Annotated in this window: 23 protein-coding genes and 1 tRNA gene; 11 read left to right on the top strand and 13 right to left on the bottom strand. The window is 42.4% G+C overall.

Going from position 1 to position 23356, the window contains the following annotated elements:
- The first annotated feature begins 186 nt into the window (after positions 1-186).
- Complete coding sequence (gene rho, locus FTV31_RS08955; RefSeq protein WP_004783562.1) at positions 187-1455, top strand: transcription termination factor Rho; 1269 nt, start codon at positions 187-189, stop codon at positions 1453-1455.
- Between the two features lie 403 nt (positions 1456-1858).
- Positions 1859-2155 carry a hypothetical protein gene (locus tag FTV31_RS08950; protein ID WP_180014356.1) on the top strand — a complete coding sequence of 99 codons (297 nt, stop codon included), beginning with the start codon at positions 1859-1861 and terminating at the stop codon, positions 2153-2155.
- A 105-nt stretch (positions 2156-2260) separates the two neighbouring features.
- Here the strand turns inward: FTV31_RS08950 and FTV31_RS08945 are convergent, their stop codons facing one another.
- From FTV31_RS08945 to pheS, 3 genes are all read right to left on the bottom strand, one after another.
- Positions 2261-2557, bottom strand: a complete 297-nt coding sequence (locus FTV31_RS08945; RefSeq protein WP_004783565.1) for an integration host factor subunit alpha — start codon at positions 2555-2557, stop codon at positions 2261-2263.
- On the bottom strand, positions 2554-4935 hold the full coding sequence (pheT, locus tag FTV31_RS08940) for a phenylalanine--tRNA ligase subunit beta (RefSeq protein ID WP_180014354.1): 2382 nt from the start codon (positions 4933-4935) through the stop codon (positions 2554-2556). Before pheT ends, FTV31_RS08945 begins: the two co-directional genes overlap by 4 nt.
- Before the next feature lie 131 nt (positions 4936-5066).
- On the bottom strand, positions 5067-6047 hold the full coding sequence (pheS, locus tag FTV31_RS08935; RefSeq protein WP_034703065.1) for a phenylalanine--tRNA ligase subunit alpha: 981 nt from the start codon (positions 6045-6047) through the stop codon (positions 5067-5069).
- 159 nt (positions 6048-6206) lie between these two features.
- Here pheS and FTV31_RS08930 point away from each other — a divergent pair, with 159 nt between their 5' ends.
- A complete protein-coding gene (locus FTV31_RS08930; RefSeq protein WP_180014352.1) occupies positions 6207-7235 on the top strand; it encodes a hypothetical protein in 1029 nt (342 codons plus the stop codon).
- A gap of 158 nt (positions 7236-7393) precedes the next feature.
- On the opposite strand, the gene rplT is transcribed toward FTV31_RS08930, so the two are convergent.
- Together rplT and rpmI are read right to left on the bottom strand one after the other, a co-directional pair.
- Entirely contained in the window at positions 7394-7753 is a 360-nt protein-coding gene (gene rplT, locus FTV31_RS08925; protein WP_004647525.1) for a 50S ribosomal protein L20, read from the bottom strand.
- Positions 7754-7764: 11 nt separating this feature from the next.
- Positions 7765-7959 (bottom strand): 50S ribosomal protein L35, encoded by a 195-nt coding sequence (rpmI, locus tag FTV31_RS08920; RefSeq protein WP_004278281.1) that lies wholly within the window; start codon positions 7957-7959, stop codon positions 7765-7767.
- Between the two features lie 230 nt (positions 7960-8189).
- Between rpmI and FTV31_RS08915 the strand changes: the two genes are divergently transcribed.
- Entirely contained in the window at positions 8190-9443 is a 1254-nt protein-coding gene (locus FTV31_RS08915) for an MFS transporter (protein ID WP_179992973.1), read from the top strand.
- Positions 9444-9535: 92 nt separating this feature from the next.
- Here the strand turns inward: FTV31_RS08915 and FTV31_RS08910 are convergent, their stop codons facing one another.
- From FTV31_RS08910 to FTV31_RS08900, 3 genes are all read right to left on the bottom strand, one after another.
- Positions 9536-9958, bottom strand: a complete 423-nt coding sequence (locus FTV31_RS08910) for a YqaA family protein (RefSeq protein WP_034170828.1) — start codon at positions 9956-9958, stop codon at positions 9536-9538.
- 7 nt (positions 9959-9965) lie between these two features.
- The gene (locus FTV31_RS08905; protein WP_166135701.1) at positions 9966-10256 is read right to left on the bottom strand and encodes a hypothetical protein; all 291 of its coding nucleotides are present in this window, start codon (positions 10254-10256) and stop codon (positions 9966-9968) included.
- 72 nt (positions 10257-10328) lie between these two features.
- Positions 10329-10949: a glutathione S-transferase N-terminal domain-containing protein gene (locus tag FTV31_RS08900; protein WP_180014351.1), complete on the bottom strand. Its 621-nt coding sequence runs from the start codon at positions 10947-10949 to the stop codon at positions 10329-10331.
- Positions 10950-11259: 310 nt separating this feature from the next.
- Between FTV31_RS08900 and FTV31_RS08895 the strand changes: the two genes are divergently transcribed.
- The 3 genes from FTV31_RS08895 to FTV31_RS08885 all read left to right on the top strand — a co-directional run bounded on the left by FTV31_RS08895 (position 11260) and on the right by FTV31_RS08885 (position 12997).
- A complete protein-coding gene (locus FTV31_RS08895; RefSeq protein ID WP_004783582.1) occupies positions 11260-11724 on the top strand; it encodes an Hsp20 family protein in 465 nt (154 codons plus the stop codon).
- 99 nt (positions 11725-11823) lie between these two features.
- Complete coding sequence (locus tag FTV31_RS08890; RefSeq protein WP_081402663.1) at positions 11824-12375, top strand: hypothetical protein; 552 nt, start codon at positions 11824-11826, stop codon at positions 12373-12375.
- Between the two features lie 262 nt (positions 12376-12637).
- On the top strand, positions 12638-12997 hold the full coding sequence (locus FTV31_RS08885; RefSeq protein WP_373686982.1) for a hypothetical protein: 360 nt from the start codon (positions 12638-12640) through the stop codon (positions 12995-12997).
- Between the two features lie 61 nt (positions 12998-13058).
- On the opposite strand, the gene infC is transcribed toward FTV31_RS08885, so the two are convergent.
- The 4 genes from infC to FTV31_RS08865 form a co-directional block, all read right to left on the bottom strand.
- Positions 13059-13610 (bottom strand): translation initiation factor IF-3, encoded by a 552-nt coding sequence (gene infC, locus FTV31_RS08880; protein ID WP_081400954.1) that lies wholly within the window; start codon positions 13608-13610, stop codon positions 13059-13061.
- A 5-nt stretch (positions 13611-13615) separates the two neighbouring features.
- Complete coding sequence (gene thrS, locus FTV31_RS08875) at positions 13616-15538, bottom strand: threonine--tRNA ligase (protein WP_004783592.1); 1923 nt, start codon at positions 15536-15538, stop codon at positions 13616-13618.
- 227 nt (positions 15539-15765) lie between these two features.
- Positions 15766-16932, bottom strand: a complete 1167-nt coding sequence (locus FTV31_RS08870; protein WP_180014347.1) for an alanine racemase — start codon at positions 16930-16932, stop codon at positions 15766-15768.
- A gap of 12 nt (positions 16933-16944) precedes the next feature.
- Entirely contained in the window at positions 16945-18228 is a 1284-nt protein-coding gene (locus FTV31_RS08865) for a D-arabinono-1,4-lactone oxidase (protein WP_180014345.1), read from the bottom strand.
- Positions 18229-18469: 241 nt separating this feature from the next.
- Between FTV31_RS08865 and FTV31_RS08860 the strand changes: the two genes are divergently transcribed.
- Positions 18470-20113: an acyl-CoA synthetase gene (locus tag FTV31_RS08860; RefSeq protein WP_180014343.1), complete on the top strand. Its 1644-nt coding sequence runs from the start codon at positions 18470-18472 to the stop codon at positions 20111-20113.
- A 264-nt stretch (positions 20114-20377) separates the two neighbouring features.
- Here the strand turns inward: FTV31_RS08860 and FTV31_RS08855 are convergent.
- A tRNA-Leu gene (locus FTV31_RS08855) sits at positions 20378-20464 on the bottom strand.
- A gap of 167 nt (positions 20465-20631) precedes the next feature.
- Between FTV31_RS08855 and queA the strand changes: the two genes are divergently transcribed.
- From queA to FTV31_RS08840, 3 genes are read left to right on the top strand one after another with little or no spacing between them, the layout of a single operon-like run.
- Positions 20632-21666, top strand: a complete 1035-nt coding sequence (gene queA / locus FTV31_RS08850; RefSeq protein WP_180002918.1) for a tRNA preQ1(34) S-adenosylmethionine ribosyltransferase-isomerase QueA — start codon at positions 20632-20634, stop codon at positions 21664-21666.
- Between the two features lie 18 nt (positions 21667-21684).
- Positions 21685-22713, top strand: coding sequence for a hypothetical protein (locus tag FTV31_RS08845; protein WP_180014341.1), 1029 nt, complete (start codon positions 21685-21687; stop codon positions 22711-22713).
- A gap of 24 nt (positions 22714-22737) precedes the next feature.
- Positions 22738-23307: a LemA family protein gene (locus FTV31_RS08840; protein WP_180014339.1), complete on the top strand. Its 570-nt coding sequence runs from the start codon at positions 22738-22740 to the stop codon at positions 23305-23307.
- Positions 23308-23356 lie beyond the last annotated feature (49 nt).

Genomic DNA, 23356 nt, shown 5'->3' with positions numbered 1-23356 from the left:
AGACACATTACATAACATGCCGCTCGGCAATAGAAATTGTTTTCACATTTCTCTTTGAAACAATCAAACAGACCTCTGAATTGTTCTTGTGCAAATTCAATTGCTTTCGTTTGAATGCTTATATGCGGCCGAATGTTACTCCCTTTCTAACCTATACCTTAGAACTTTGATTCTATCTGACCACCTATGAATTTAACCGAACTCAAGAAAAAACCGATTGGCGAACTCATCAAGATTGCCGAGTTTATGGGCCTTGAAGGTATGGCTCGTAACCGTAAGCAAGACATTATTTTTGCCATCTTAAAACGCCATGCGATGAATGGCGAAGAGATTTTTGGTGATGGCGTTCTAGAAATTTTGTCAGATGGTTTTGGCTTCTTACGCTCTGCAGCAGGCTCTTATTTGGCCGGTCCTGACGATATCTATGTCAGCCCATCACAAATTCGCCGCTTTAACCTGCGTACCGGTGACACCATTACGGGAACCATTCGTCCGCCTAAGGAAGGTGAGCGTTATTTTGCTTTGCTTAAAGTCAATCAGATTAACTACGATACCCCAGAGAATTCACGTAACAAGATATTGTTCGAAAACTTGACTCCATTGTTCCCTACTGAACAATTGGTGATGGAACTCGGTAACGGTACGACTGAAGATTTAACTGCACGTGTGGTCGATCTGGTTGCTCCAATTGGTAAAGGTCAACGTTCAATTATCGTTGCACCACCAAAAGCTGGTAAAACCATGTTATTACAGAACATCGCGCAATCGATTGTTCGTAACAATCCTGAATGCTTCCTGATTGTCCTTCTGATTGACGAACGTCCAGAAGAAGTGACTGAAATGGAACGTACTGTTCGCGGTGAAGTGGTTGCATCTACCTTTGATGAATCACCTGCCCGCCACGTTCAAGTAGCTGAAATGGTGATTGAAAAAGCTAAGCGTCTGGTTGAGCACAAGAAAGATGTAGTGATTCTGCTGGATTCGATTACCCGTCTGGCACGTGCATATAACACAGTGATTCCTTCATCAGGTAAGGTATTAACTGGTGGCGTAGATGCACATGCACTTGAGCGTCCTAAACGTTTCTTTGGTGCTGCACGTAATATCGAAGAAGGCGGTTCTCTTACAATCATTTCTACTGCACTGATTGAAACCGGCAGTAAAATGGATGAAGTGATCTACGAAGAATTCAAAGGTACAGGTAACCAAGAAATCACGCTGGATCGCCGTATTGCGGAAAAACGCGTCTTCCCTGCGATGAATATCAAAAAATCCGGTACGCGTCGTGAAGAACGTTTAATGTCCGAAGACAAACTGCGTAAAGTCTGGATTCTTCGTAAACTTCTGCATACCCAAGATGAACTGGTCGCGATGGAATTCTTGCTTGACCGCATGAAAGAAACCAAAACCAATGATGATTTCTTTGATCAAATGAAACGCAAAGCATCGAACTAAAATTATCGGAAAGGTCACCATTCAAGGTGGCCTTTTTTTATGGTTGACATATGTTACACAATGAAACAATGTACTGAGTTATCTGTAAACTTATTTTTAAGTTTTTGATTATTAAAATAAACAAATAAATAACTGTATAATTTTTATAAGCTTAATAAGCCTTTCTCCAATCTATATCTTTCAATTAATTGTTATTTTCTGTTAAAAAACCCTTAATTTTTATCGTTTTTTCGCTGTTTTTTATGCTCGCCTAGTAGCAATTAAAAATGCGCAGTGATAGCATATTTGCAGACCAGTTAGACTGCTCCTGCGTTGTTAGTCCCTAACACTATTAGGAATAATAAAAGCATATTACAGCCTGACTTTGGTTTTTTTTAATCTCAATTTTTTAGAGAGTGATGCCATGTTATTCAAAAAAATCGCTATTGCTGCTGCAGTTGCTACTACTTTAGCTTTCGTTGGTTGTGCTAAAAAAGCTGACGACGCTGCTGCTGACGCTAACCAAGCTGCATCTGAAGCTGTAGAAGCTGCTTCTGAAGCTGAAGCTGCTGCTGACGCTGCTGCTGTAGAAGCTACTTCTGAAGTTGCTGCTTCTGACGCTGCTGCTGTTGCTGAAGCTGACGCTGCTGCTGCTGTTGCTACTGACGCTGCTGCTCAAGCTACTGCTGCTTCTGAAGCTGCTCCAGCTGCTGCTCAATAATCTTTACGATTATTTAGTAAAAAAAGAGAGCCTTTGGCTCTCTTTTTTTTTGTTTAGAAATATAAAAGATTAAAAAAATAAAATTTTTAAATGAAAAAAAGCAGATCAATTGATCTGCTCATTCCCCACACGTTGACGGAACTTCTGCCCCGCGCGGAACGTAACAACACGGCGTGCAGAAATCGGAATCTCTTCACCCGTCTTCGGATTACGGCCTGGACGTTGGCGCTTATCACGTAACTCAAAGTTACCGAAACCCGATAATTTTACTTGTTCGCCCGAGATTAGCGCTTGGCTAATCTCATCGAAAAACAACTCGACCATTTGTTTAGCTTCACGACGGTTTAAACTCGTGAGCTCACTTAAATGATCAGCCATTTCTGCTTTTGTTAATGCTGTCATGAAGCCCTCAATGTCGCTTGGTAAGTGTTTTCCAACACCTGAAGGATATTATCCATACCTGATTTAATTTCAGCATCTTCCAGTGTACGGCTTGGATGCTGCCAGAGAAGTGCAAATGCCAGTGAGCGTTTCCCTTCTTCTACTCCTTGTCCAGTGTACACATCGAACAACCATGTCGAGCCTAGAAGCTCTCCACCTGTTTTTTCGATAAGTCCCTGAATTTCGCTAACATTAATCTTATCACTAATTAAAAGCGCAATATCACGTCGAACTGATGGAAAACGTGATAATTCTGTAAAATTAGATACATAAGTTTGCAAAACAGCCGATTGATCTAATTCAGCGACCCAAGTCGTCGCCAAATCGAGCTCATCTTCAAGTGATGGATGTAAACGACCTAAGTAACCAATTGACCGACCATCCACTAGAATTTCTGCAGATTGACCAGGATGTAACCAGCTACGTTCAGAACGTACATATTCTACATTCAGACGTGCAGCTGCCAGAATTTCCTCAATGTCACCTTTGAAGTCAAAGAAATCCATTGGCTGCGCTTTACCATGCCAGCTTTCTGGTGTAAGTGAGCCAGTGGCAATCAAGGCAAAAGTTGGAATCTGTTTCAGATCATGAATCGATGCTGCATCCTGATAGTCAAAACGCAGACCCAGTTCGAAGAAACGCACACGATTTTGCTGACGGTTGACGTTGTACTGTACGCATGGAATCAGGCTAGACAGCAAAGTTGAACGCATCACTGCCAAATCGCTTGAAATTGGGTTCGCCAAAGCCAGAGGATTCACAGAAGGATTTAACTGTTTTTCCAGTTTCAGGTCAGCAAAACTGAAACTGATCGCTTCCTGATAGCCCAAGGTCACGGCAGTTTGACGAAGCTGAGTCAGTTCAAATTGATCTTCATATTTCGCCAATTTCACATCAATGACTGGTAAGCTGATTTGAATATTGTCATAACCGTGAATACGGGCAACTTCTTCAATCAGGTCTTGGTAAATTGCCATGTCATAACGGTGTGATGGAGGAACCACTGACCACTGACCTTCAGCTTTTACAGTCACTTCACACCCTAAACGCGTTAAAGCATCTGTAATGAAATCTGATTCAACTGTATAACCTAATAGTTGATCGACTTGCGCTTGTTCTAGCTCAATCGCTTCACGTTTTGGTAATAGCTCTGGTTTTTCAGCTACAATGATTGGACCAAACTCACCGCCTGCAAGCTCAGCAATCAACTGAGATGCACGATGCATTGCAATCAATGGCAATTCGAAATCGACACCACGTTCATAACGTTGTGATGCATCCGTATGCAGACCGAAACGACGGGCACGGCCAGCAATATGCAATGGCGCGAAGAATGCTGATTCTAGGAAGATTTCAGTAGTTTCATCAGTTACTGATGAAGACAAGCCCCCCATAATCCCTGCAATCGCTAATGCTTTTTCATCATCTGCGATTACCATCACGTCGTCTTGCAGTTCCACTTCCTGTTCATTTAATAGAACAAGTTTTTCACCTGCAGTCGCTTGACGTACATGTACTGAACCTTGAACCTTGCCACCATCAAAGGCATGCAATGGTTGACCCAGTTCCATCAATACATAGTTGGTGATGTCGACCAGAATACTGTGCTGACGGATACCGGCACGTACCAATGCACGTTCCATCCATTCAGGGGTGGGTGCTTTAGTATTAACGTTCTTGATTACACGGCCCAAATAACGTGGACAACCTTCAGTTTCAACAACAACTTTCTTTTCATCCGCAAGAGTTGCTGCAACTTCTTTAATTTCAGGTGCAGTGACAGGCAATTGGTTAATTACACCAATTTCACGTGCGATCCCGCGAATGCTGAAACAGTCACCACGGTTCGGGGTGATGCTGATATCAATCACGTTGTCATCAAGGTCTAAATATTCACGAACATTGACACCGACTGGTGCATCTGCAGGAAGCTCTAACAGACCATCAATTTTGTCTTCAAGATCGATTTCTGAAGCGCCACATAGCATACCTTGTGATTCAACACCACGCAGTTTGCCTTTCTTGATTTTAAAATCGCCTGGTAATACTGCACCGATAGTGGCTACGGGCGCTTTCATACCAGCACGTACGTTAGGTGCACCACACACGATTTGCAAAGGCTCACCTGAACCAATATTTACAGTAGTAACACGTAAACGATCTGCATCCGGATGCTGTTCGACAGTCAGGACTTCACCCACAACCACACCTGTGAACGGTTTTGCAGCTGGAGACAAATCATCTACTTCTAGGCCCAGCATAGTCAGTTGGTCAGATAATTTTTCGCTGTCGATGGCTGGGTTAACCCATGTGCGCAGCCAATTTTCGCTAATTTTCATTTCTTTAAAACCTATAAATTAATCTTTTAAATCCCCCTCTAACTCCCCCTTTTACAAAGAGGGAGAACCCTGAGTCACATAAGGACAGCCCCCTCTCCTTTTAGGAGAGGTCAGGGAGAGGTTTAAATCCTTTAAGCAAACTGGCGTAAGAAACGCACATCGTTTTGATAGAACATACGCAGGTCATTAATGCCATAACGCAACATTGCAAAACGTTCTACACCTAAACCAAATGCAAAGCCTTTGTATTTGTCGGGATCAATGCCCGCAGCGCGAAGTACATTCGGATGCACCATACCGCAACCCAAAACTTCTAACCATTTGCCGCGCTCATCCATAATATCCACTTCAGCACTTGGCTCAGTGAACGGGAAATAAGACGGACGGAAACGCACTTTCAAATCTTTTTCGAAGAATTCGTTTAGCAGGTTTACCAATAATCCTTTCAGTTCAGCGAAGCTGGTATTTTCAGCAACGTATAAGCCTTCGATCTGATGGAACATTGGTGAATGTGTCTGGTCAGAGTCACAACGGTATACACGGCCTGGGCACACGATACGAATTGGTGGCTGCTGGGTTTCCATGGTACGAATCTGTACGCCCGAAGTATGGGTACGTAGCAGATGGTTCACATCAAAGTAGAAAGTGTCGTGCATGGCACGTGCAGGGTGATGGCCTGGAATATTCAATGCTTCGAAGTTGTGATAGTCATCTTCAACTTCTGGACCAGTCGCTACTGTGAAACCTGCTTTGGTAAAGAATTGACAGATACGTTCTTGTACTTGGGTCACTGGGTGGATGCTGCCCACCTGTTGGCCACGACCGGGCAAGGTGATATCAATTGTTTCACTAGCAAGCTTTTGTTCTAGTGCAGCTTTTTGCAGTTCAGCCTGACGTTGTGTCAAAGCACTTGTGATGGCTTCACGAACTGCATGAATTTGTGCCCCAAACGCTTTACGTTGTTCAGGATCCATTTTCCCCAGCGACTTAGATTGTTCCGCGAGCTGGCTTTTTTTCCCCGTAAATTGCACTCGTACTTGATCAAGTGCAGCAAGGTCTTGAGCTGCTGCAATCGCAGCGAGCGCTTCAGTGGTCAGGGCTTCCAGTGACATAGTAACTCTCAAAGCAACAGGTTAGAAATATTTTTAAAAACCCCATATTCTAACAGTTTTTAGGCGAGTTGATGAAGTGCGCTTTTAATGAAAATTAGAATAGCATCATGAATTATAAAAAGTATAAGATAAACATAATATCAATCAGATCAAATCACTATGGCACTCGATCAAATTTGGAAACAGCAACTGACCCTCGTCACTTATGGCAATGAGTTTTTAACTCAGGATCTCAGTTTCAGCCGCTGGCTGAATCACTCCATTTTTAATCAGCACCATTTAACTTTCCGTGATCTGATTTCCCAGCATTTACTGGCACAGCACTTTCAAATCTGGCTAGAAGGACTGAAAAAACAAGGGGTTCGTCGTATTAGTCTGCATTCTTCACATTTACTGGAAGATGAAAATAACCCTAATGCCAATGTCGAACTGGTTCCTTTGGCTCATGTGATTATCAGTCATCATGCTCAAGGTAAAACCGCCTGGATGATCGGTAAGGAACTGGCTGAATGGTATACCGCTGATAATGATTATGAAGCACCGGAAGCCCAACAGTCGCCTTTACGTCATGAAGTATTCTGGCGTTATGAACTGAATAATAAACTGGCCAAAAGAATTGATGCTGATCTGGTACAACCAAACTGGGATGATATTCATACCTATACCGAACAGGAATTATTTGAACATCATTTAGCTCAAGGATTCACTGAGCCTGCTTATACTGGTTTGCCTTATTACGGTACTACCCCAACGATTCAGTCTCATGCAGAAAATCCGAGTCATCTTGCTTTAATACCAACGGATTATTCATCTGATTATGCTCATCAGACCTTGTACCGTCTGGATGCATTAAGTGATTTTATTCAGACGAAGATTCAACACCCTTATAAAGATGATGGTCAGGTACTGAATCCAGAGCAGCAATTAAATCTGCGCCATTTTGCACAAAAAATCGATGAAATCAGTGCCAAGTTTATTGTGAAAGTGGCCAATCATTATAAAACTGCACAACTCACTCCTAAAGTGGCGCCTGATCCTTTTGCGGGCATGAATACTGAAGATCGCGCGGTTAAAGTCTCTAAAGCTGAACGACCACAAAGTCATCATAAAACCGGTGCTTCAAGTGTGATCAAACTGATTCTGATCACGATTGTGATCTGTCTGATTGGCTACTATTTCGGACTTTAATAAAATATATTGTCTATAAATAATCACTTTGACTTGGTGGAGCTTCAATCTCCACCAAATTAATAAATAAATGATTTAAAAAATCAAAGATCCCACTGATTTTATTTAAGCATAAAAAAAGACCGCTAAAAGCGGTCTTTTTTCTAAGTCATAAAGACTTATGCAGCCAACGCATCTTTAGCTTTAGAAGCTAGAGCTGCAAACGCAACTGCGTCATGCATAGCGATGTCAGCAAGTACGCGACGGTCGATGATAACCTGAGCTTTTTTCAAGCCAGCGATCATACGGCTGTACGATAAACCGTTTTGACGTGCACCAGCGTTGATACGCGCAATCCATAGAGCACGGAATTGACGTTTCTTCTGACGACGGTCACGGTAAGCGTATTGACCAGCTTTGATTACCGCTTGGAACGCTACGCGGTAAACGCGTGAACGAGCACCATAGTAACCTTTAGCGCGAGCAAGAATTTTTTTGTGACGGCGATGAGCCTGTACACCACGTTTTACACGAGCCATTTATAATCTCCTTAGATGTACGGGCACATACGACGAACTGAAGCAACGTCACTTACGTGAACCATTACACAGCCGCGCAATTGACGAATACGCTTAGCAGATTTTTTGGTCAAAATGTGGCGTTTGAACGCTTGTTTACGCTTAAAACCGTTAGCAGTCGCTTTGAAGCGTTTAGCTGCACCACGGCGAGTTTTCATCTTAGGCATAACAACCTCTTTTGAACACCTGTTCGGCACGTCTGCACCATTGCAAGAACGCCCTGCAGGTAAGGGAGCCGATATTCTAATGCATCTTTGCTTAAAACAAAAGCACTAGTCTTTTTTTCTTGATGAATCTGCAAACTTAGCATTTTTTACGATAAGAATTGAATGATGAATTTATATACTGCTTGCGATATCACTTTATAATTTGTCAATTTTTTCAGTTACAGCTCTTTATGCACATTCAGCCCGATGCATTTGCCGCACTCCGTTATCGAGACTTTTCTATTGTTACCTTAAATCAGTTTTGCCTGACTTTAGCCATTCTGATTCAGGAAATTATTGTTGCCTATTCACTGTATCAGATTACCAAAGACCCGCTGACCTTAGGACTGATTGGTCTGGCAGAAGCGATTCCATTTATTTCCCTTTCTTTATGGGGTGGATATGTTGCGGATCGTTTTAATAAGCAGACTATTATGAAAATCTGTTTATTTTTTGCCATTCCGATGCCTGTCATTCTCTGGTCACTGTTTCATTATCACGGTTTGGGAAACCTCAGCACCAGTCAATTATCTTGGGGAATTTATGCCGTCATTTTCTGTCTGGGTACCATTCGTGGCTTTTATAATCCTTCAGCAACTTCACTAAAACCCTTTCTGATTCCACGTGCACTCTATGCCAATGGTGCAACTTGGACCACAATTGGCTGGCAAAGTGGTGTAATTATCGGGCCGATGCTCGGTGGTTTTATGCTGGCGTTTTTAGGTCGGGAAACCAGTCTTCTAACTGTCGCAGTACTGGTCAGCATCTGTTTTGTTCTGATTAACTTATTGCAAAAGCGCGATTTTCCTAAAATTGAAACTGAAAATGTCCTGCATAGTCTGGGCGATGGTTTCCGCTTCATCTGGAACAGTAAAATTGTACTGTGGTCAATTTCCCTAGATCTAGTTTCGGTGCTGTTTGGTGGGGTGATTGCCCTCTTACCGATTTTTGCCGAAGATATTCTAAAAGTTGGTCCAGAGGGTTTGGGTTATTTACGGGCTGCTCCTTCCATTGGTGCGCTGATAACCATGATTGTCCTGACCCGCTTTCCGCCTACGCAACATGCCTGGCGTAATATGCTGCTTGCAGTCGCAGGTTTCGGTGTCTTTACTTTACTATTTGCTTTCTCCAACTCGATGTGGCTATCTCTGTTTGCTCTTGCCATGACCGGGGCTTGTGACAGTATTTCAGTGGTGATTCGTCAGACGATTTTACAGATTTATCCACCCGATAATATGCGTGGCCGGGTTGCTGCAGTAAACGGCATGTTTGTCTCGTCTAGTAATGAACTGGGTGCTTTTGAGTCTGGTCTGGCTGCGAGATATATGGGCACGATTATGGCTACAGTGTTTGGTGGCAGCATGACCCTACTGGTAGTTGCCATCAGCTGGGCGAGAACCAAGGATCTGTTTGGGGTTGATATTACCAAAGGAAATGAAAAATAATTTTTAGTTCTGATGTGCAAAGGTTTTTCAATCAAGAAAATTCTGCGCACTAATGATGAATATAAATAAAAAGAGGCTTTATGCCTCTTTTTTTAAAACATCGCATAAGCCCAATAGACAAACAGATAACGTCCAATTTTGGCAATACTGACTATCAAGATAAAACGGGTAAAATTTTCCTTAAGCAAACCGGCAATTAATGTAATTGGATCGCCAATAATCGGCACCCAGCTCAGCAATAATGACCAATAGCCGTATTTCTGATAGGTACTTTGAGCTTTAAGCATCTGCTGCTCAGAGACTGGAAACCATTTTTTATGCTTATATTGCTCAATCTTGAACCCCAGATACCAGTTCACACAGGAACCCAAGATATTTCCAGCACTTGCGATCATGATGAGCAAGGCCGCCGAATAGCTCCCTTGCCATAATAAACCCAGCAAAACCGCTTCTGACTGCAGCGGTAATAAAGTCGCTGCACCAAAAGCGGCAAGAAAGAGCAGAAACAGAGACATCCCGAGACTAGCGGCTTAAACCCAGTTTTTTCTTGGCTTTAAGATATTCCCAATTAGACCAGACTATAGCCATAACCATGACCAAAATACGTGACCATTGATATTTTTGGGTGATCGGTTCAAGCGCTGCATTTAAAATCTGGCGATCTTTGGTATTCAAGGCGCTGATCACCTGATCCACATGCACAATTTCAGCAATAAACAGCAGCAGACAAGCTGCGATACCGAAAATAATACTCCAGTAAATTCGAGGACTCGTTTCCACGATTTTAGTAAAGTTCAGGAAAAAATCTTTCATATACTCACCCAATAAAAAACCACCCAAAGGTGGTTTAATCTACTTTTATCTAGTTTAGCACAAAGGCCAGACTTATCTGACCTGTATTGCTAACGCTCTTTGCACCGCTGGACGCGCAGTCAGGCGTGTCACATATTCCTGTACTTCCGGATAATCAGCCAGATCAATCTGCTGCCATTCATGACGTAGCACCCATGGCAAAATAGCCATATCCGCAATCGAATACTCACCAGCTACATATTTCTGACCAATCAGCTGTTTGTTCAGAACCCCGTATAGACGTTTGGTTTCATTGACATAACGATCAGTGGCATACGGGATACGCTCAGGAGCAAAACGGCTAAAGTGATGATTTTGCCCCAGCATCGGACCCAGGCCACCCATTTGCCACATAAGCCATTGCTCAACTTCAACACGTTGCTGCTCATCATCCGGATAAAACAGGCCAGTTTTACGACCCAAATATTGCAGAATCGCGCCAGATTCAAAAACTGAAATCGGTTCGCCACGCGGGCCATCCTGATCTACAATCGCAGGAATTTTGTTGTTTGGAGAGATACGTAAAAAATCAGGTTGAAACTGGTCATTTTCCAGAATATTGATCGGGAAAATTTTATATTCCAAGCCCATTTCTTCTAATGCGATGGTAATTTTATGGCCATTGGGCGTTCCCCAATAAAAGAGATCAATCATGTTATTACCTGTTACCTTTTCGTTTTTACATGACATTATTGAAATTTGATCTAGTTATAGCACGATTTAAAGCCCCACTTCCGCATATTTTGTTATAGATTCAGCAGTAAAATCTCTAAATTTAAAGCATTATTTTTAGCTCAAGATGGGTTCAAATATTTTTAAATCTTGAGTCTTGAAAAGCTTCACCTCAATCCTATATTAGAAATAGAGCAATGATCTATTCAGGAGATTGTTTCTAATCACTGAGTTCATATTGAAGAATTGCATGTTGTTTATAAAACTTTTCTGAGATCAGGAGGTAAGATCAATGAGCAATTTCAGTCTTAGCCCACTATTCCGTCGTAGTATCGGTTTTGACCGCTTTAATGACCTTTTTGATTATGCAATGCAAAGTGAGGCACCGAACTATCCGCATTACAACATTGAAAAAACCGGCGACAACAATTACCGCATTGTAGTTTCTGCTGCCGGATTCAATGAAGACCAGCTAGAGATCAATCTAGAAAATCAGGTTCTGACCATTAGCGGTAAAGCGGTGGAAGAAAATTCAGATACGACTGTGGAATTCCTACATAAAGGCATCGCCCACCGTTCATTCAAACTGTCTTTACGTCTGGATGAACATGTAGAGGTACAACAAGCTGAATTTGAAAATGGTTTACTGAAAATTGAATTGCAGCGCAATGTACCGGAAGAAAAATTGCCTCGTCAGATTCCGATTGGCAAAAAACTGTTAGCTGAAAAAAATGAATCTAACGAGCAACAAAGTTAATCACCTGCCAAAAGAAAGGCCCGAATGGGTCTTTCTTTTTTAGGACAGAATCCTTAAGCTTGAAAGTGCTCAATTTTCACTCCTTATAAAAATAATAATATGAACACATCAGATATTATTCTGTTTCATCAAAGTGCCCAGACGATGAAACATATGGGACTTCTCCTTCTTTGCTATCCCATTGGGATTTTGATGACCTTGTACCTTCATACTCCAGATCCTCCTTCCAGTTTTGTTCGAGGATTGGTATTTTTATGGCAGGAGTCTCCAAGCTTTTATGGCTATATGCTAGGTTTCCTGATGCTATCGCTCTTGGTATATAGCATTAAACTAAAAATCACCTCGCGGACAATTTATTACACCCTGGCAGGATACCGGATCAGTCTGTGTTTATATCGTGAAACCGTCCATTACAGCTTTATCAATCCTCAATATGATTCAATTAAGGCACGTACCAAACGCTGGCTAATCGGACTTCCCGCTCATCAAATTAATCAGCGAGATGGCACGCTCGATTTTATTCTTTGTCAGCCCAGTTGGCGCGACCAGCTCTGTTTAAGATTATTCCGGATTCATTTATCGATGTTTTCCCGCCAGCAAGCTAAGGAAATCATTCAAGCCATGTACAGTGCTTGGAATTTAAGATCATAAAGGCTGATTCAAAAGCAATTTTAATCATGAAGTTTAAGCTGAAAGAAATTTATCTCATCAGATTCCAAAGGATAAAAAGCAGTTATTAAAAAATGGTGTTCTGGTTAGGACTTTCCCCTATCACTACATATATTTGATTTACATAAAATTTCGGCTATGCTTTTTCTGAAACAGAAGAAAACATTCAATAAATACCATAGATAAAAAAATCTGCCGTAGGTGCACTATGAATTATGTCCATCGCAACGCCCTGAGTCCATTCATGCTATTGAGCTTGCTGTTCTTTTTATTGATTGTTATTTTACTGCTACTGTTTGGCTGGCCACATTATAAAGTTTGGAAACAAGGGATGGATGGTCAGGCAGCATTGGCTGAAGCAGAACAATCCAAAATGATTCAAGTGCAAGTTGCAAAAGCGGAACTGGAAAGTGCCAAACTGCGTGCAGAAGCTATTAAACTCGTTGGGCAGGCAGCTAAAGATTATCCTGAATATCGCAAGCAGGAATTTATTGGTGCATTTGGTGAAGCCCTACGTGAAGGTCGTATTCAACAAATAATTTATGTACCCACTGAGGCCAATATTCCGATTGTAGAAGCAGGAAAATCCTACCCTACTCAATAAAAAATTAAGTTACCTCATAAAAAAGCCCTGCAAATGCAGGGCTTTTTTCATCAAGAGATGCTTACTTTTTCTTTTTAGGACCAAGCAGCATACCCATTTGACGACCTTCCATTTTTGGTGCTTGTTCAACAACACCATATTCAACGACGTCTGCTTCAACTTTTTGCAGTTGAGCCAGACCCAGTTGCTGGTGAGCCATTTCACGACCACGGAAACGCAGGGTAATTTTAACCTTGTTTCCTTCTTCAAGGAATTTGATGATTGCACGTAATTTTACGTTGTAATCACCTACATCTGTCGCAGGACGTAGCTTGATTTCTTTCACCTGGACTTGATGTTGTTTTTTCTTCGCTTCTTTCTGCTTTTGTTTCAGATCAAACAAATGCTTATTGAAGTCCATGATTTTGCAAACAGGTGGCTCAGCATTGGCTACGATCTCAACAAGATCAAGCTCAACATTTTCTGCTGCGCGCAATGCTTCCGCAAGGCTTACAATACCTTTTTGCTCACCATTTTCGTCTACAAGACGAACTTCTTTAGCACGAATTTCATCATTCAAGGCAGGACGGTTTGATTTATTACCGCCCTGTTGATTACGGTCAGGCTGTTTAATCGCTGTTACTCCACAATGTACCGGCCGCGTTCGGCAACGGCTGCTTTTACTAAGTCAACGAAAGCATCGATTGACATAGTACCCAAATTTTTTCCTGAGCGGGTACGGACATTCACAGTACCTTCCTCTACCTCACGATCCCCAAGTACCAATAAGTAAGGAATACGCTCTAAAGTACGTTCACGAATCTTAAAGCCGATTTTCTCATTTCTCAAGTCAGAAATTGCACGAATTCCGTTTTCTTTAAGTTTCGCGACGACTGACTCACAAGCCTCGGCTTGAGCATCAGTAATATTCATGACACACGCTTGCACTGGTGATAACCAAGGTGGCATAAAGCCCGCGTAGTGTTCAATCAGTATACCAATAAAACGTTCGAAACTGCCAAGAATTGCACGGTGCAACATCACAGGCTGATCACGATCGTTGTCTTCAGTAACATAAGAGGCATCCAGACGTTCTGGAAGGTTGAAGTCACATTGAATGGTACCACACTGCCAGATTCGGCCTAAGCAGTCTTTCAATGAGAATTCGATCTTCGGACCGTAGAATGCACCTTCACCTGGTTGTAAATCCCAATCTAGGCCAGCAGCATCTAAAGCATCTGCCAAAGATTTTTCTGCCATATCCCAAAGTGCATCATCACCCACACGTTTTTCAGGACGTGTAGATAACTTCATTTGTACTTCTTCAAAGCCAAAATCTTTGTATACGTCTAGTGTCAATTTGATAAAGTCTGCAACTTCAGTACCGATTTGTTCTTTAGTACAGAAAATATGCGCATCATCTTGGGTAAAACCACGTACACGCATGATGCCGTGTAAAGAACCCGATGGCTCGTTACGGTGACATGAACCAAACTCCGCTAAACGGATTGGAAGATCACGATATGATTTTAAGCCCTGGTTGAACACTTGCACGTGACAAGGACAGTTCATCGGTTTTACAGCGTAGTTACGGTTCTCTGAATGAGTCGTAAACATGTTTTCAGCATAGTTCGCTGCGTGACCTGATTTTTCCCAAAGCGTGAAATCAACTACTTGTGGTGTACGGATTTCAAGGTAACCATTTTCTTGCTGAACTTTACGCATGTATTGTTCAAGCACTTGATAAATGGTCCAGCCGTTCGGATGCCAAAACACCATACCTGGTGCTTCTTCCTGCATATGGAACAAGTCTAAGGCTTTACCAATTTTACGGTGATCGCGTTTTTCAGCCTCTTCAATACGTTTGATATAAGCTGCGAGCTGTTTCTTGTCAGCCCAGGCTGTACCATAAATACGTTGTAGCTGTTCGTTTTTCGCATCACCGCGCCAGTAAGCACCAGAGATTTTTGTCAGCTTGAATGATTTTAAGAATTTGGTATTTGGTACGTGCGGACCACGGCACATATCCAGATAGTCCTGATGGTAGTACAGGCCCATTTGAGTTTCTTCAGGCATGTCTGCGATCAGGCGCAATTTGTATTCTTCACCACGTGCTGTGAATTCTGCAATCACTTCATCACGTGGAGTCATTTTTTTTACGACGTCATAGTCTTGATCGATGAGCTTTTTCATACGCTCTTCAATCGCAGCCATGTCATCTAAAGTAAATGGACGTGGCATCCAGATGTCATAGTAGAAACCTTCTTCAATGACTGGACCAATGACCATCTTTGCTTCTGGGAACAATTGCTTAACGGCATGACCCACCAAGTGTGCGCAAGAGTGACGAATAATTTCGACACCTTCTTCATCTTTAGGCGTGATGATTTGTAAGGTTGCGTCTTCAGTAATCAGATCGCACGCGTCCACTAGACGATCGTTTACACGACCTGCAACGGTATTTTTTGCAAGACCAGGACCGATGCTTTGAGCAACTTCCATCACAGATACGGCGTGATCAAACTGTTTTTGATCGCCATTTGGCAAAGTGATAATTGGCATATGAAATCCTTAAGGAGTGATGCCCCGTACCATGGAGCATGTCACCGCGAGATTATGATCGAGGGAGAACCTCAAAAGATAAAAACGGTGGATAAATAAAAAATCGCCTAGAATTTTACACGGCTTGAGCCAATGATTAAACCTTTTCCCTAATAAAAATAGGATTTATCACCAAAAAGTTCTTTTGAGCTGCAATGAGTTAAGATCATTATTCGCTCAAGAATTATTTATTCTCTAAAGGTTTGCCACGCTTCAAATTGCCTTTCGATATAGACATACAATTGAGAAAACTGGGGAATGATGGCTTCGCTTTGAGTTGGTCTTAAAAACACATAATCATCGACTTTCAGTTCGCAAGATTTCGATACCAGAACCATTTCCTGATTGCTACTGCGTCCATATAAAATATGCGGCTGGCTTTTTTCTGGAAAATAATAGTCCGCCTGCCAGTAGCCACCATAAATAAATAATGCTTTATACTGATGCGGTAGATAATTAAATACTTCCAGACCGGGAATCTGGCCATAAGGCAGCACTTTTAAAATTGGTGTGGCAATCCACAAGGCACATTTTAAAGCAGAGAGATTTTTCAGATCGAAGTCACTGGGTTTAAGTAGCATGGAACCAAAAGCCAGATCATTACAAACACTCTGCTGGCAATGCTGCATAAAGGTCGGACTGCCGCCACCATTAAAACATAGGTTTTCATGCCATAAATCAGGAAATTGCTGCAGCGTCATCTTGAATTGTTGATAAATCTGCTGTGATTGCTGATAACTTTTTTCAAGTCTTTTGAGAATCTTTGGCAGTTTGGCTACATGCGCATCATAGCCCATTAATCCGGAAAGTTTTAGATTCAGAGGATGCTGCTGAATCAGCTTGAGTAGGGCTACAAACTGTTCCTGACTGCTTACTCCTCCGCGATGCAGCCCCACATCAATTTCAATATTTATATTCAGGCAGAAATTCAGGTTTTGGGCGAGTTGCAGATACTGCTCCAGCCGTGCCTGACTATCGATCAGCCATTGAATATTTACTTGAAGATTTAAGCCCTTTTGACCAAACCAGCTTTGATAAAAGCGCTGCACTGCATGAACCGGCATTGGCTTACCGAGCAGAATGTCGGCTTGCTGAAATGCTCCGATAATTTCCTGAAGATGTGGCAGATGAAATACCATAAAACGCTGGGTATTCAACTTTTCACTAGCGAATTGAAGCAACTCGGTACTGGCCAGGGATTTCACCACCAGACGTGGCTTTAATTGCACAGGGAGCTTTGACTGCACAACATCCAGATTATTCTGATATTGCGCCAAATCGAGAATCAGTTGTGGTGTACCTGTACCCTGCTGTTTTAGGTCTTGAGTCAGTTGCTGAAAATAAGTTGATCGCATCTTCTACTCCTGCTACTTAGCCAGAAACAGTTGTTTCAAGTAGGGATTCAGCCATTTTTGCTGCGGATCCAGCTGCTGACGTAGCGCTATAAATTCAGGCCATTTTGGATATAAATCGCGCAGTGATGCAGCATGCATGCTATGTAATTTGCCCCAATGCCGTCGCCCCTGATATTTCTGAAAAATCGGTTCAATTAGATTAAAAATGACATGATAATCCTGCTTATAAAACTGATGGATAGAAATTGAGACTGAATCCCGCTGATAAAATGGACTGAGCCAGATATCATCCGCTTTGACATAACGAAACTCGATCGGAAAGAACATCGGCACACGATGCTGCCTTAAACAATGCAGCACTTCTTCCAGACACTGCAAGCCTAGTTCGACCGGAATCTGGTATTCCATTTCATTAAATCGGGTATTACGCGGTGTGGGGAAAATCTGACTGGACCAATCCACAAAACAGGTGGGTTTGACAAAAACACCGAGCAGCTTTTGCAGATAAGGATTGGTAGACGGCAATAACCGTGTCAATTCTGAGCATAACGTCAATAAACTATCTTCTGATGGCCAGCTTTCTTTTCTCGGCTGAATGCGGTCATCAGTTTCATCTAGTGTTTTCAACATGACCTGATCAGCATGCAGAAAAGCCCAAAACTCAATATGCCGATACTGATGTTTCCATTGATCGATATTGGAAAATATGTCTTTTAACGGACACAACCGGATCTGTTCTTTTAATTTATAACGCGGCCGATTTTGCAGGGTGATTTTGGTGAGTATTCCGAGACTGCCCAGTGCTACCCGCCCTGCCTGAAAAATTTCCGTATTTTGCTGCTCATCACATTGCAATAATTCGCCATCTGCAGTCAGTAATTCAAAGCCTTGAACGAAAGCAGATAAACACGGCAAATCAATTCCCGTGCCATGCGTACCGGTCGAGACTGCACCCGCCAGACTTTGCTGATCAATATCGCCTTGATTGATCAAAGCCTGATTAAGAGGGGCTAGATATTCACCCAACTCATATAAACGCGTACCTGCCTGTACAGTACATTGAGCTGTCGCTTCATCTGCATCTATCACGCCTTTGAAATGATCCAGACGAATCAAGACCTCATCGGTTTTAGCTAGTGCACTGAATGAATGTCCTGCACCCACCACACGAATCTGCGCATGTGACTTCACCAGATTTTGCAATTCATTAATTTCTTTAGGCTCAAAAATTTGAGGAGAACTGTACTGGCTTCCTGACCAGTTGCGCCATTTTGCATCCGCCTGTTGTATTTTCATTATTATTCCTTGGCTGGGGCTATTTTTAACACCCATTTAGAGTAAAATACCTAAAAAGGCAAATATGGGAACCCATAGGTTCAAAAAAATCGGTGCTTAAAAATAATTTTATTAATATTCAGTTATTTAAATTTTTAAAATTATACATTCGCACTCGACTAAAGCATAACTGCAAGACTTCCAAGAATTGCATATCTTTTTTAACAGGATATGAAAAATAAATATAGAACGGAGTTTTACAATGGTTAAGGCATACGATGAATTACCGCGCACCCCTGCCAATTTTGTAGCGCTGTCACCTTTACGCTATCTCGATCGCGCAGCTTATATCTACCCGAATCAAAACGCGATCATTCATGGTAAGCGTCGTATTACTTGGCGTGAAAAATACAATCGTTGCCGTCAGTTTGCCCACCAGCTCCAGAATTTAGGCATCGGTAAAAATGATACCGTTTCAGTTTTACTGCCAAACGTACCTGCGATGATCGAAGCACACTTTGCTGTGCCAATGGCGGGTGCGGTACTGAATACCTTAAATACCCGTCTGGATGCTAAAACTTTGGCGTTCATGCTGGAACATGCTGAGACTAAAGTACTGCTGGTCGATCCAGAATTTTCTGCAGTTGCAACAGAAGCTTTGGCACTCGTTCCACAGCAGAACATTTATGTGATTGACGTGACTGATGAGGAATTCGAGGGTGAAAATACCCGTATCGGCCAGATTGAATATGAAGACTGGCTGGCTCAAGGCGATGCCAATTTTGAATGGCATTTACCGGATGATGAATGGAATGCGATTAGCCTGAACTACACTTCTGGAACCACAGGTAACCCGAAAGGCGTGGTTTACCATCACCGTGGCGCCTATATTAATGCAGCCAGTAATATCATTGCCTGTGGCATGATGCCACGTGCCACTTACTTATGGACCTTACCGCTATTCCACTGTAATGGCTGGTGCTTTGCCTGGACCATGGCAGCCAATGGCGGTACGAACGTCTGTTTACGTAAAGTTGATCCGGAACTGATCTTTAAACTCATTGCTGAACATAAAGTGGATTATTTCTGCGGTGCACCCATTGTGCTGTCGATGCTGATCAATACCCCTGAAGAGAAAAAGACCAAGTTTGATCATCGTGTCGAAGTGATGGTAGCCGGTGCTGCGCCTCCTGCTGCAATCATTGAGGGCATGCGCAATATCGGTATTAATGTGACTCACGTCTATGGCTTGACCGAGACCTATGGCCCTTCTGCGCTCTGTGCGTCTCAGGCAGGCTGGTCAGATCTGTCAATTCAGGAGCAGGCACAACTGCATTCTCGTCAAGGTGTACCATATCCACTGCAAGATGGCATGAAAGTGCTTGATCCTGACACCATGCAGGAAGTGCCACATGATGGTCAGACCATGGGTGAAATCATGTTCCGTGGCAACATCGTCATGAAAGGTTATTTAAAGAATCCGGAAGCAACTGCAGAAGCCTTTGCCGGTGGCTGGTTCCATACTGGCGATCTGGCAGTATGCCAACCTGATGGTTATGCAAAAATCACTGACCGCTCTAAAGATGTGATTATTTCGGGTGGTGAAAACATTTCATCGCTGGAAGTGGAAGAAGTGCTCTATCAGCATCCTGCTATTCTCACGGCAGCCGTGGTGGCAAAACCAGATCCTCGCTGGCAGGAAGTGCCATGTGCCTTTGTCGAACTGAAAGTAGGACAAACTGCCACAGCAGAAGAGATTATCGAATTCTGCAAGCAACATCTGGCGCGTTTTAAAGTACCTAAAGATGTGGTGATTACCGAGATTCCAAAAACTTCAACCGGGAAATTGCAGAAATTTATCCTGCGTGACTGGGCCAAAGAACGCTCAACGGGTGAATTTTCTTAATTTATTAAGACTGTAATATCTAGCTCCACTCCTGAATTTTATTTTTAATAGTGAAAAAAGAAAAATTTGGTGAGTGGGGTTTTTTTATATTCAGAATAAAGGCAATTAGTTTATTTAAGTGCTGATTAAGGTTCTTATCCTGAAAGATGCCTTACCAAATTAAAGATACAGAATGCGATCAATCAATGAGGTCCACATCTACGTGCTTATTTTTAGGCAATAAAAAACCCCAAGACTTAATATGCTTGGGGTTCTTCAGAATTTTGGTCCCGAGGGTCGGACTCGAACCGACACGTCATCTCTGACAGCGGATTTTGAGTCCGCCGCGTCTACCAATTTCACCACCTCGGGAGTGGATGACGGCTATATTACTCTGTTTCAAAAACTTGTCAACGCAGAAAAAACACATTTGCCTAATTTTAAAACAATTCTTATTTTTTTGTTTTATAATCGAGCAATTCCCGCCATAAAAAAGAAAAAAGTTTATACTAGCCGCAGTTTTTTTATCGTAAATTGTCATGCAACTTTCTGATTTTAGTTTCGATCTCCCTGATGAGCTGATTGCTCGCTATCCTCTTGAACAACGTAGTGCTTCTCGCCTGTTACACCTTGATGCACAAGGCCAATATCACGATCACCAGTTCACCGATATTCTGGATTTATTGAATGAAGGCGATTTGCTGGTTCTGAACGATACCAAAGTGATGAAAGCGCGCCTAAAAGGTAAACGTGCCTCTGGTGGTGCAGTTGAAGTACTGGTTGAGCGTATGATGGATCAGTTCATTGCGCACTGTCATATCAAAGCCAGTAATACACCCAAAGCCGGTGCAGAATTATTTATTGGTCCAGATGAAGTCAAAGTCACTGTTCAAGGCCGTCATGAAAATCTGTTTATTGTCGAGTTTTCTCAGCCGATTCTGGATGTGCTGGATAAATACGGCGCACTGCCAATTCCACCTTATTTCAACCGTGAAGCCGAAGAAATTGATACAGTTCGATATCAGACTGTTTTCAATGATCCAACAAAACTGGCCAGCGTTGCTGCTCCTACCGCTTCCCTGCACTTCGATGAAGAATTGCTGAAGAAACTGGAAGAAAAAGGCATTCAGAAAACCTTTGTGACCTTGCATGTCGGTGCAGGTACTTTCCTGCCGGTTCGTACCAATGATATCGAAAACCATATCATGCACAGTGAATGGTGTCAGGTGTCGGATGAATCCATGGAGCTGATCAAGGCCACCAAAGCACGCGGTAATAAAGTCATTGCTGTGGGTACGACCGCAACCCGTGCGACCGAAAGTGCGGCTCAGGCCAATGGTGGTGAACTGAAAGGCTGGACCGGTGATACTCAAATCTTCATCTATCCGGGTTATGAGTTCAAAGTGGTGGATCGATTGATCACCAACTTCCATTTACCAGAATCTACTCTGCTCATGCTGGTTTCGGCTCTATCTAACCGTGAAAACATTCTGAATGCTTACAAACACGCGGTTGAAAGCAAATACCGCTTCTTCAGTTATGGCGATGCCATGCTGATTGATCAAGCGCAGTAATCAGCAGGAACCGTCCCGATGCCGATCGAGTCTGTGCAGCACTCCATTCATATTCGACGTAAGAAAAATGAAGTGGTGTTTCGCAATATCGCACGGCTCTGGGATTTGGGTCGTCAGGCCAAAAGCCATCAGGAATTATTGGATGGCTTGCATCCATGGAACGGCCCAATTAGCTTAAAATTTGAAAATAATTTACCGCTTGCTCTGGCCGGAATCGGACTCTTTCTGATTGGCTGCATCTTTGTAGCGCCTGCCAATATCTGGATGCAAAGCGGTGTTTTCTTTGGATGCCTATTGGTATTCTGGGCTTATATCAGCTATGAACATCGCCAGCCACTAGATGAAGTCATTCGCTATCTGGAAGATGAGGCGCTCGCCAAAAAATACCAGCTGGCTTTTCAGAAACAGCCACAACATATTTCGATTCCACTCAATCCCCTACATTTTATTAGCCATTTAAAACGTCTGTTCCCGGTATTTAATCAAGGTTCTCTAAGTAATGAGATTTCACGCTATGCCAGCACTGTCTGGGAAGATGAAGATGGTCAACAACATCAGGTTCTGGTCTTTCAATATCATTATGTGCATGAAGTTCAGGTACGCAATAAGGAAGGCCAACCAGTCAAACTGACCCAGGTACATAAAGACCTTTGGGGGGTATTTGTTTTTGATGTTCAGATTCAGGGACTAGCCGTGACTACCTCCAGAAAGAAATTTCATTATCCGTATGCTCATCCCTGGCACAGCAGCGACATTCGCACCAATCAGAAATTAAACTTCTTTGGCAGTGATCCGATGCAAATGGCCAAAATGCTCACGCCTGGTTTTGTACTTCGACTAGCGGACTTTTTTGAACAGCGTCAGGGCGATTTATTGTTTCACCCGGAGAGCCATATGCTCTGTTATCTGGGACCACATGATTTATTTCAGGTATCCAGTAAACACCATAAAATTAACGATATTTCCACATTGCGTGGCCATCTCAGAACGTTTAAATTAATAGAATTGGAAAAGTTACATACTGATCTGACGCAATTTTTAAAATAATTATTTTTTCTGGGGACTACTTTTATGGGATTTTTTGTTTTTGTCATTATCCCGCTTCTGGTCATTATTGCCATTATCATGATTCGTAACAGCATTGTGCGTCATCATAACTCCACTATTCGTGCATGGTCCGATGTCGCCAGCTATGAGCGGCAAAAACTAAAAATCCTGGATGGTCTGCAACCTCTGGTTGAGCAATATTCCAGTTTTGAAAAAGGGACTTTAGAGAAAGTCACTGAACTGCGCCAGAACATTATGAACCTGAATATTCAGGATGCCGATATTGCCCAGTTACAGCGGGTTGAAAACCTGAATAAAGAACTGATGCGCAGCCTGAATGTGGTGATTGAAAACTACCCGGAACTGAAAGCTAATGACATTTATCTGAAAATGATGAATGAAATTGAAGAACAGAATGAAAATGTCGGCGCTGCAATTACCATCTACAACCGCAATGTTGAACTCTTCAATAATCAGATTCAGATTTTCCCGCACAATATTATCAATAACATGTTTCTCAGAAAGAAAGCAGTACGCCCTTTCCGTGACCAGACCGTGACTCAAAACTTTGACTATCGTCCGAACTTTCACTGAGAAAAATCATTACATTTTATAGTTTTTGATTTGCAATACATTGGCTTAT

It is taken from the genome of Acinetobacter sp. YH16031 (genome assembly GCF_013417335.1).
Lineage (GTDB): Bacteria > Pseudomonadota > Gammaproteobacteria > Pseudomonadales > Moraxellaceae > Acinetobacter.
The sequence above is the reverse complement of the archived record's forward strand: the minus strand, read 5'-3'. Positions and strand labels throughout refer to the sequence as shown.

What these genes read in the sequence shown, in the direction of transcription:
- rho (WP_004783562.1), top strand. Translation starts at nt 187, where the DNA reads ATGAATTTAACCGAACTCAAGAAAAAACCGATTGGCGAACTCATCAAG.
- FTV31_RS08950 (WP_180014356.1), top strand. Translation starts at nt 1,859, where the DNA reads ATGTTATTCAAAAAAATCGCTATTGCTGCTGCAGTTGCTACTACTTTA.
- FTV31_RS08945 (WP_004783565.1), bottom strand. Translation starts at nt 2,557, where the DNA reads ATGACAGCATTAACAAAAGCAGAAATGGCTGATCATTTAAGTGAGCTC.
- pheT (WP_180014354.1), bottom strand. Translation starts at nt 4,935, where the DNA reads ATGAAAATTAGCGAAAATTGGCTGCGCACATGGGTTAACCCAGCCATC.
- pheS (WP_034703065.1), bottom strand. Translation starts at nt 6,047, where the DNA reads ATGTCACTGGAAGCCCTGACCACTGAAGCGCTCGCTGCGATTGCAGCA.
- FTV31_RS08930 (WP_180014352.1), top strand. Translation starts at nt 6,207, where the DNA reads ATGGCACTCGATCAAATTTGGAAACAGCAACTGACCCTCGTCACTTAT.
- rplT (WP_004647525.1), bottom strand. Translation starts at nt 7,753, where the DNA reads ATGGCTCGTGTAAAACGTGGTGTACAGGCTCATCGCCGTCACAAAAAA.
- rpmI (WP_004278281.1), bottom strand. Translation starts at nt 7,959, where the DNA reads ATGCCTAAGATGAAAACTCGCCGTGGTGCAGCTAAACGCTTCAAAGCG.
- FTV31_RS08915 (WP_179992973.1), top strand. Translation starts at nt 8,190, where the DNA reads ATGCACATTCAGCCCGATGCATTTGCCGCACTCCGTTATCGAGACTTT.
- FTV31_RS08910 (WP_034170828.1), bottom strand. Translation starts at nt 9,958, where the DNA reads ATGTCTCTGTTTCTGCTCTTTCTTGCCGCTTTTGGTGCAGCGACTTTA.
- FTV31_RS08905 (WP_166135701.1), bottom strand. Translation starts at nt 10,256, where the DNA reads ATGAAAGATTTTTTCCTGAACTTTACTAAAATCGTGGAAACGAGTCCT.
- FTV31_RS08900 (WP_180014351.1), bottom strand. Translation starts at nt 10,949, where the DNA reads ATGATTGATCTCTTTTATTGGGGAACGCCCAATGGCCATAAAATTACC.
- FTV31_RS08895 (WP_004783582.1), top strand. Translation starts at nt 11,260, where the DNA reads ATGAGCAATTTCAGTCTTAGCCCACTATTCCGTCGTAGTATCGGTTTT.
- FTV31_RS08890 (WP_081402663.1), top strand. Translation starts at nt 11,824, where the DNA reads ATGAACACATCAGATATTATTCTGTTTCATCAAAGTGCCCAGACGATG.
- FTV31_RS08885 (WP_373686982.1), top strand. Translation starts at nt 12,638, where the DNA reads ATGCTATTGAGCTTGCTGTTCTTTTTATTGATTGTTATTTTACTGCTA.
- thrS (WP_004783592.1), bottom strand. Translation starts at nt 15,538, where the DNA reads ATGCCAATTATCACTTTGCCAAATGGCGATCAAAAACAGTTTGATCAC.
- FTV31_RS08870 (WP_180014347.1), bottom strand. Translation starts at nt 16,932, where the DNA reads ATGCGATCAACTTATTTTCAGCAACTGACTCAAGACCTAAAACAGCAG.
- FTV31_RS08865 (WP_180014345.1), bottom strand. Translation starts at nt 18,228, where the DNA reads ATGAAAATACAACAGGCGGATGCAAAATGGCGCAACTGGTCAGGAAGC.
- FTV31_RS08860 (WP_180014343.1), top strand. Translation starts at nt 18,470, where the DNA reads ATGGTTAAGGCATACGATGAATTACCGCGCACCCCTGCCAATTTTGTA.
- queA (WP_180002918.1), top strand. Translation starts at nt 20,632, where the DNA reads ATGCAACTTTCTGATTTTAGTTTCGATCTCCCTGATGAGCTGATTGCT.
- FTV31_RS08845 (WP_180014341.1), top strand. Translation starts at nt 21,685, where the DNA reads ATGCCGATCGAGTCTGTGCAGCACTCCATTCATATTCGACGTAAGAAA.
- FTV31_RS08840 (WP_180014339.1), top strand. Translation starts at nt 22,738, where the DNA reads ATGGGATTTTTTGTTTTTGTCATTATCCCGCTTCTGGTCATTATTGCC.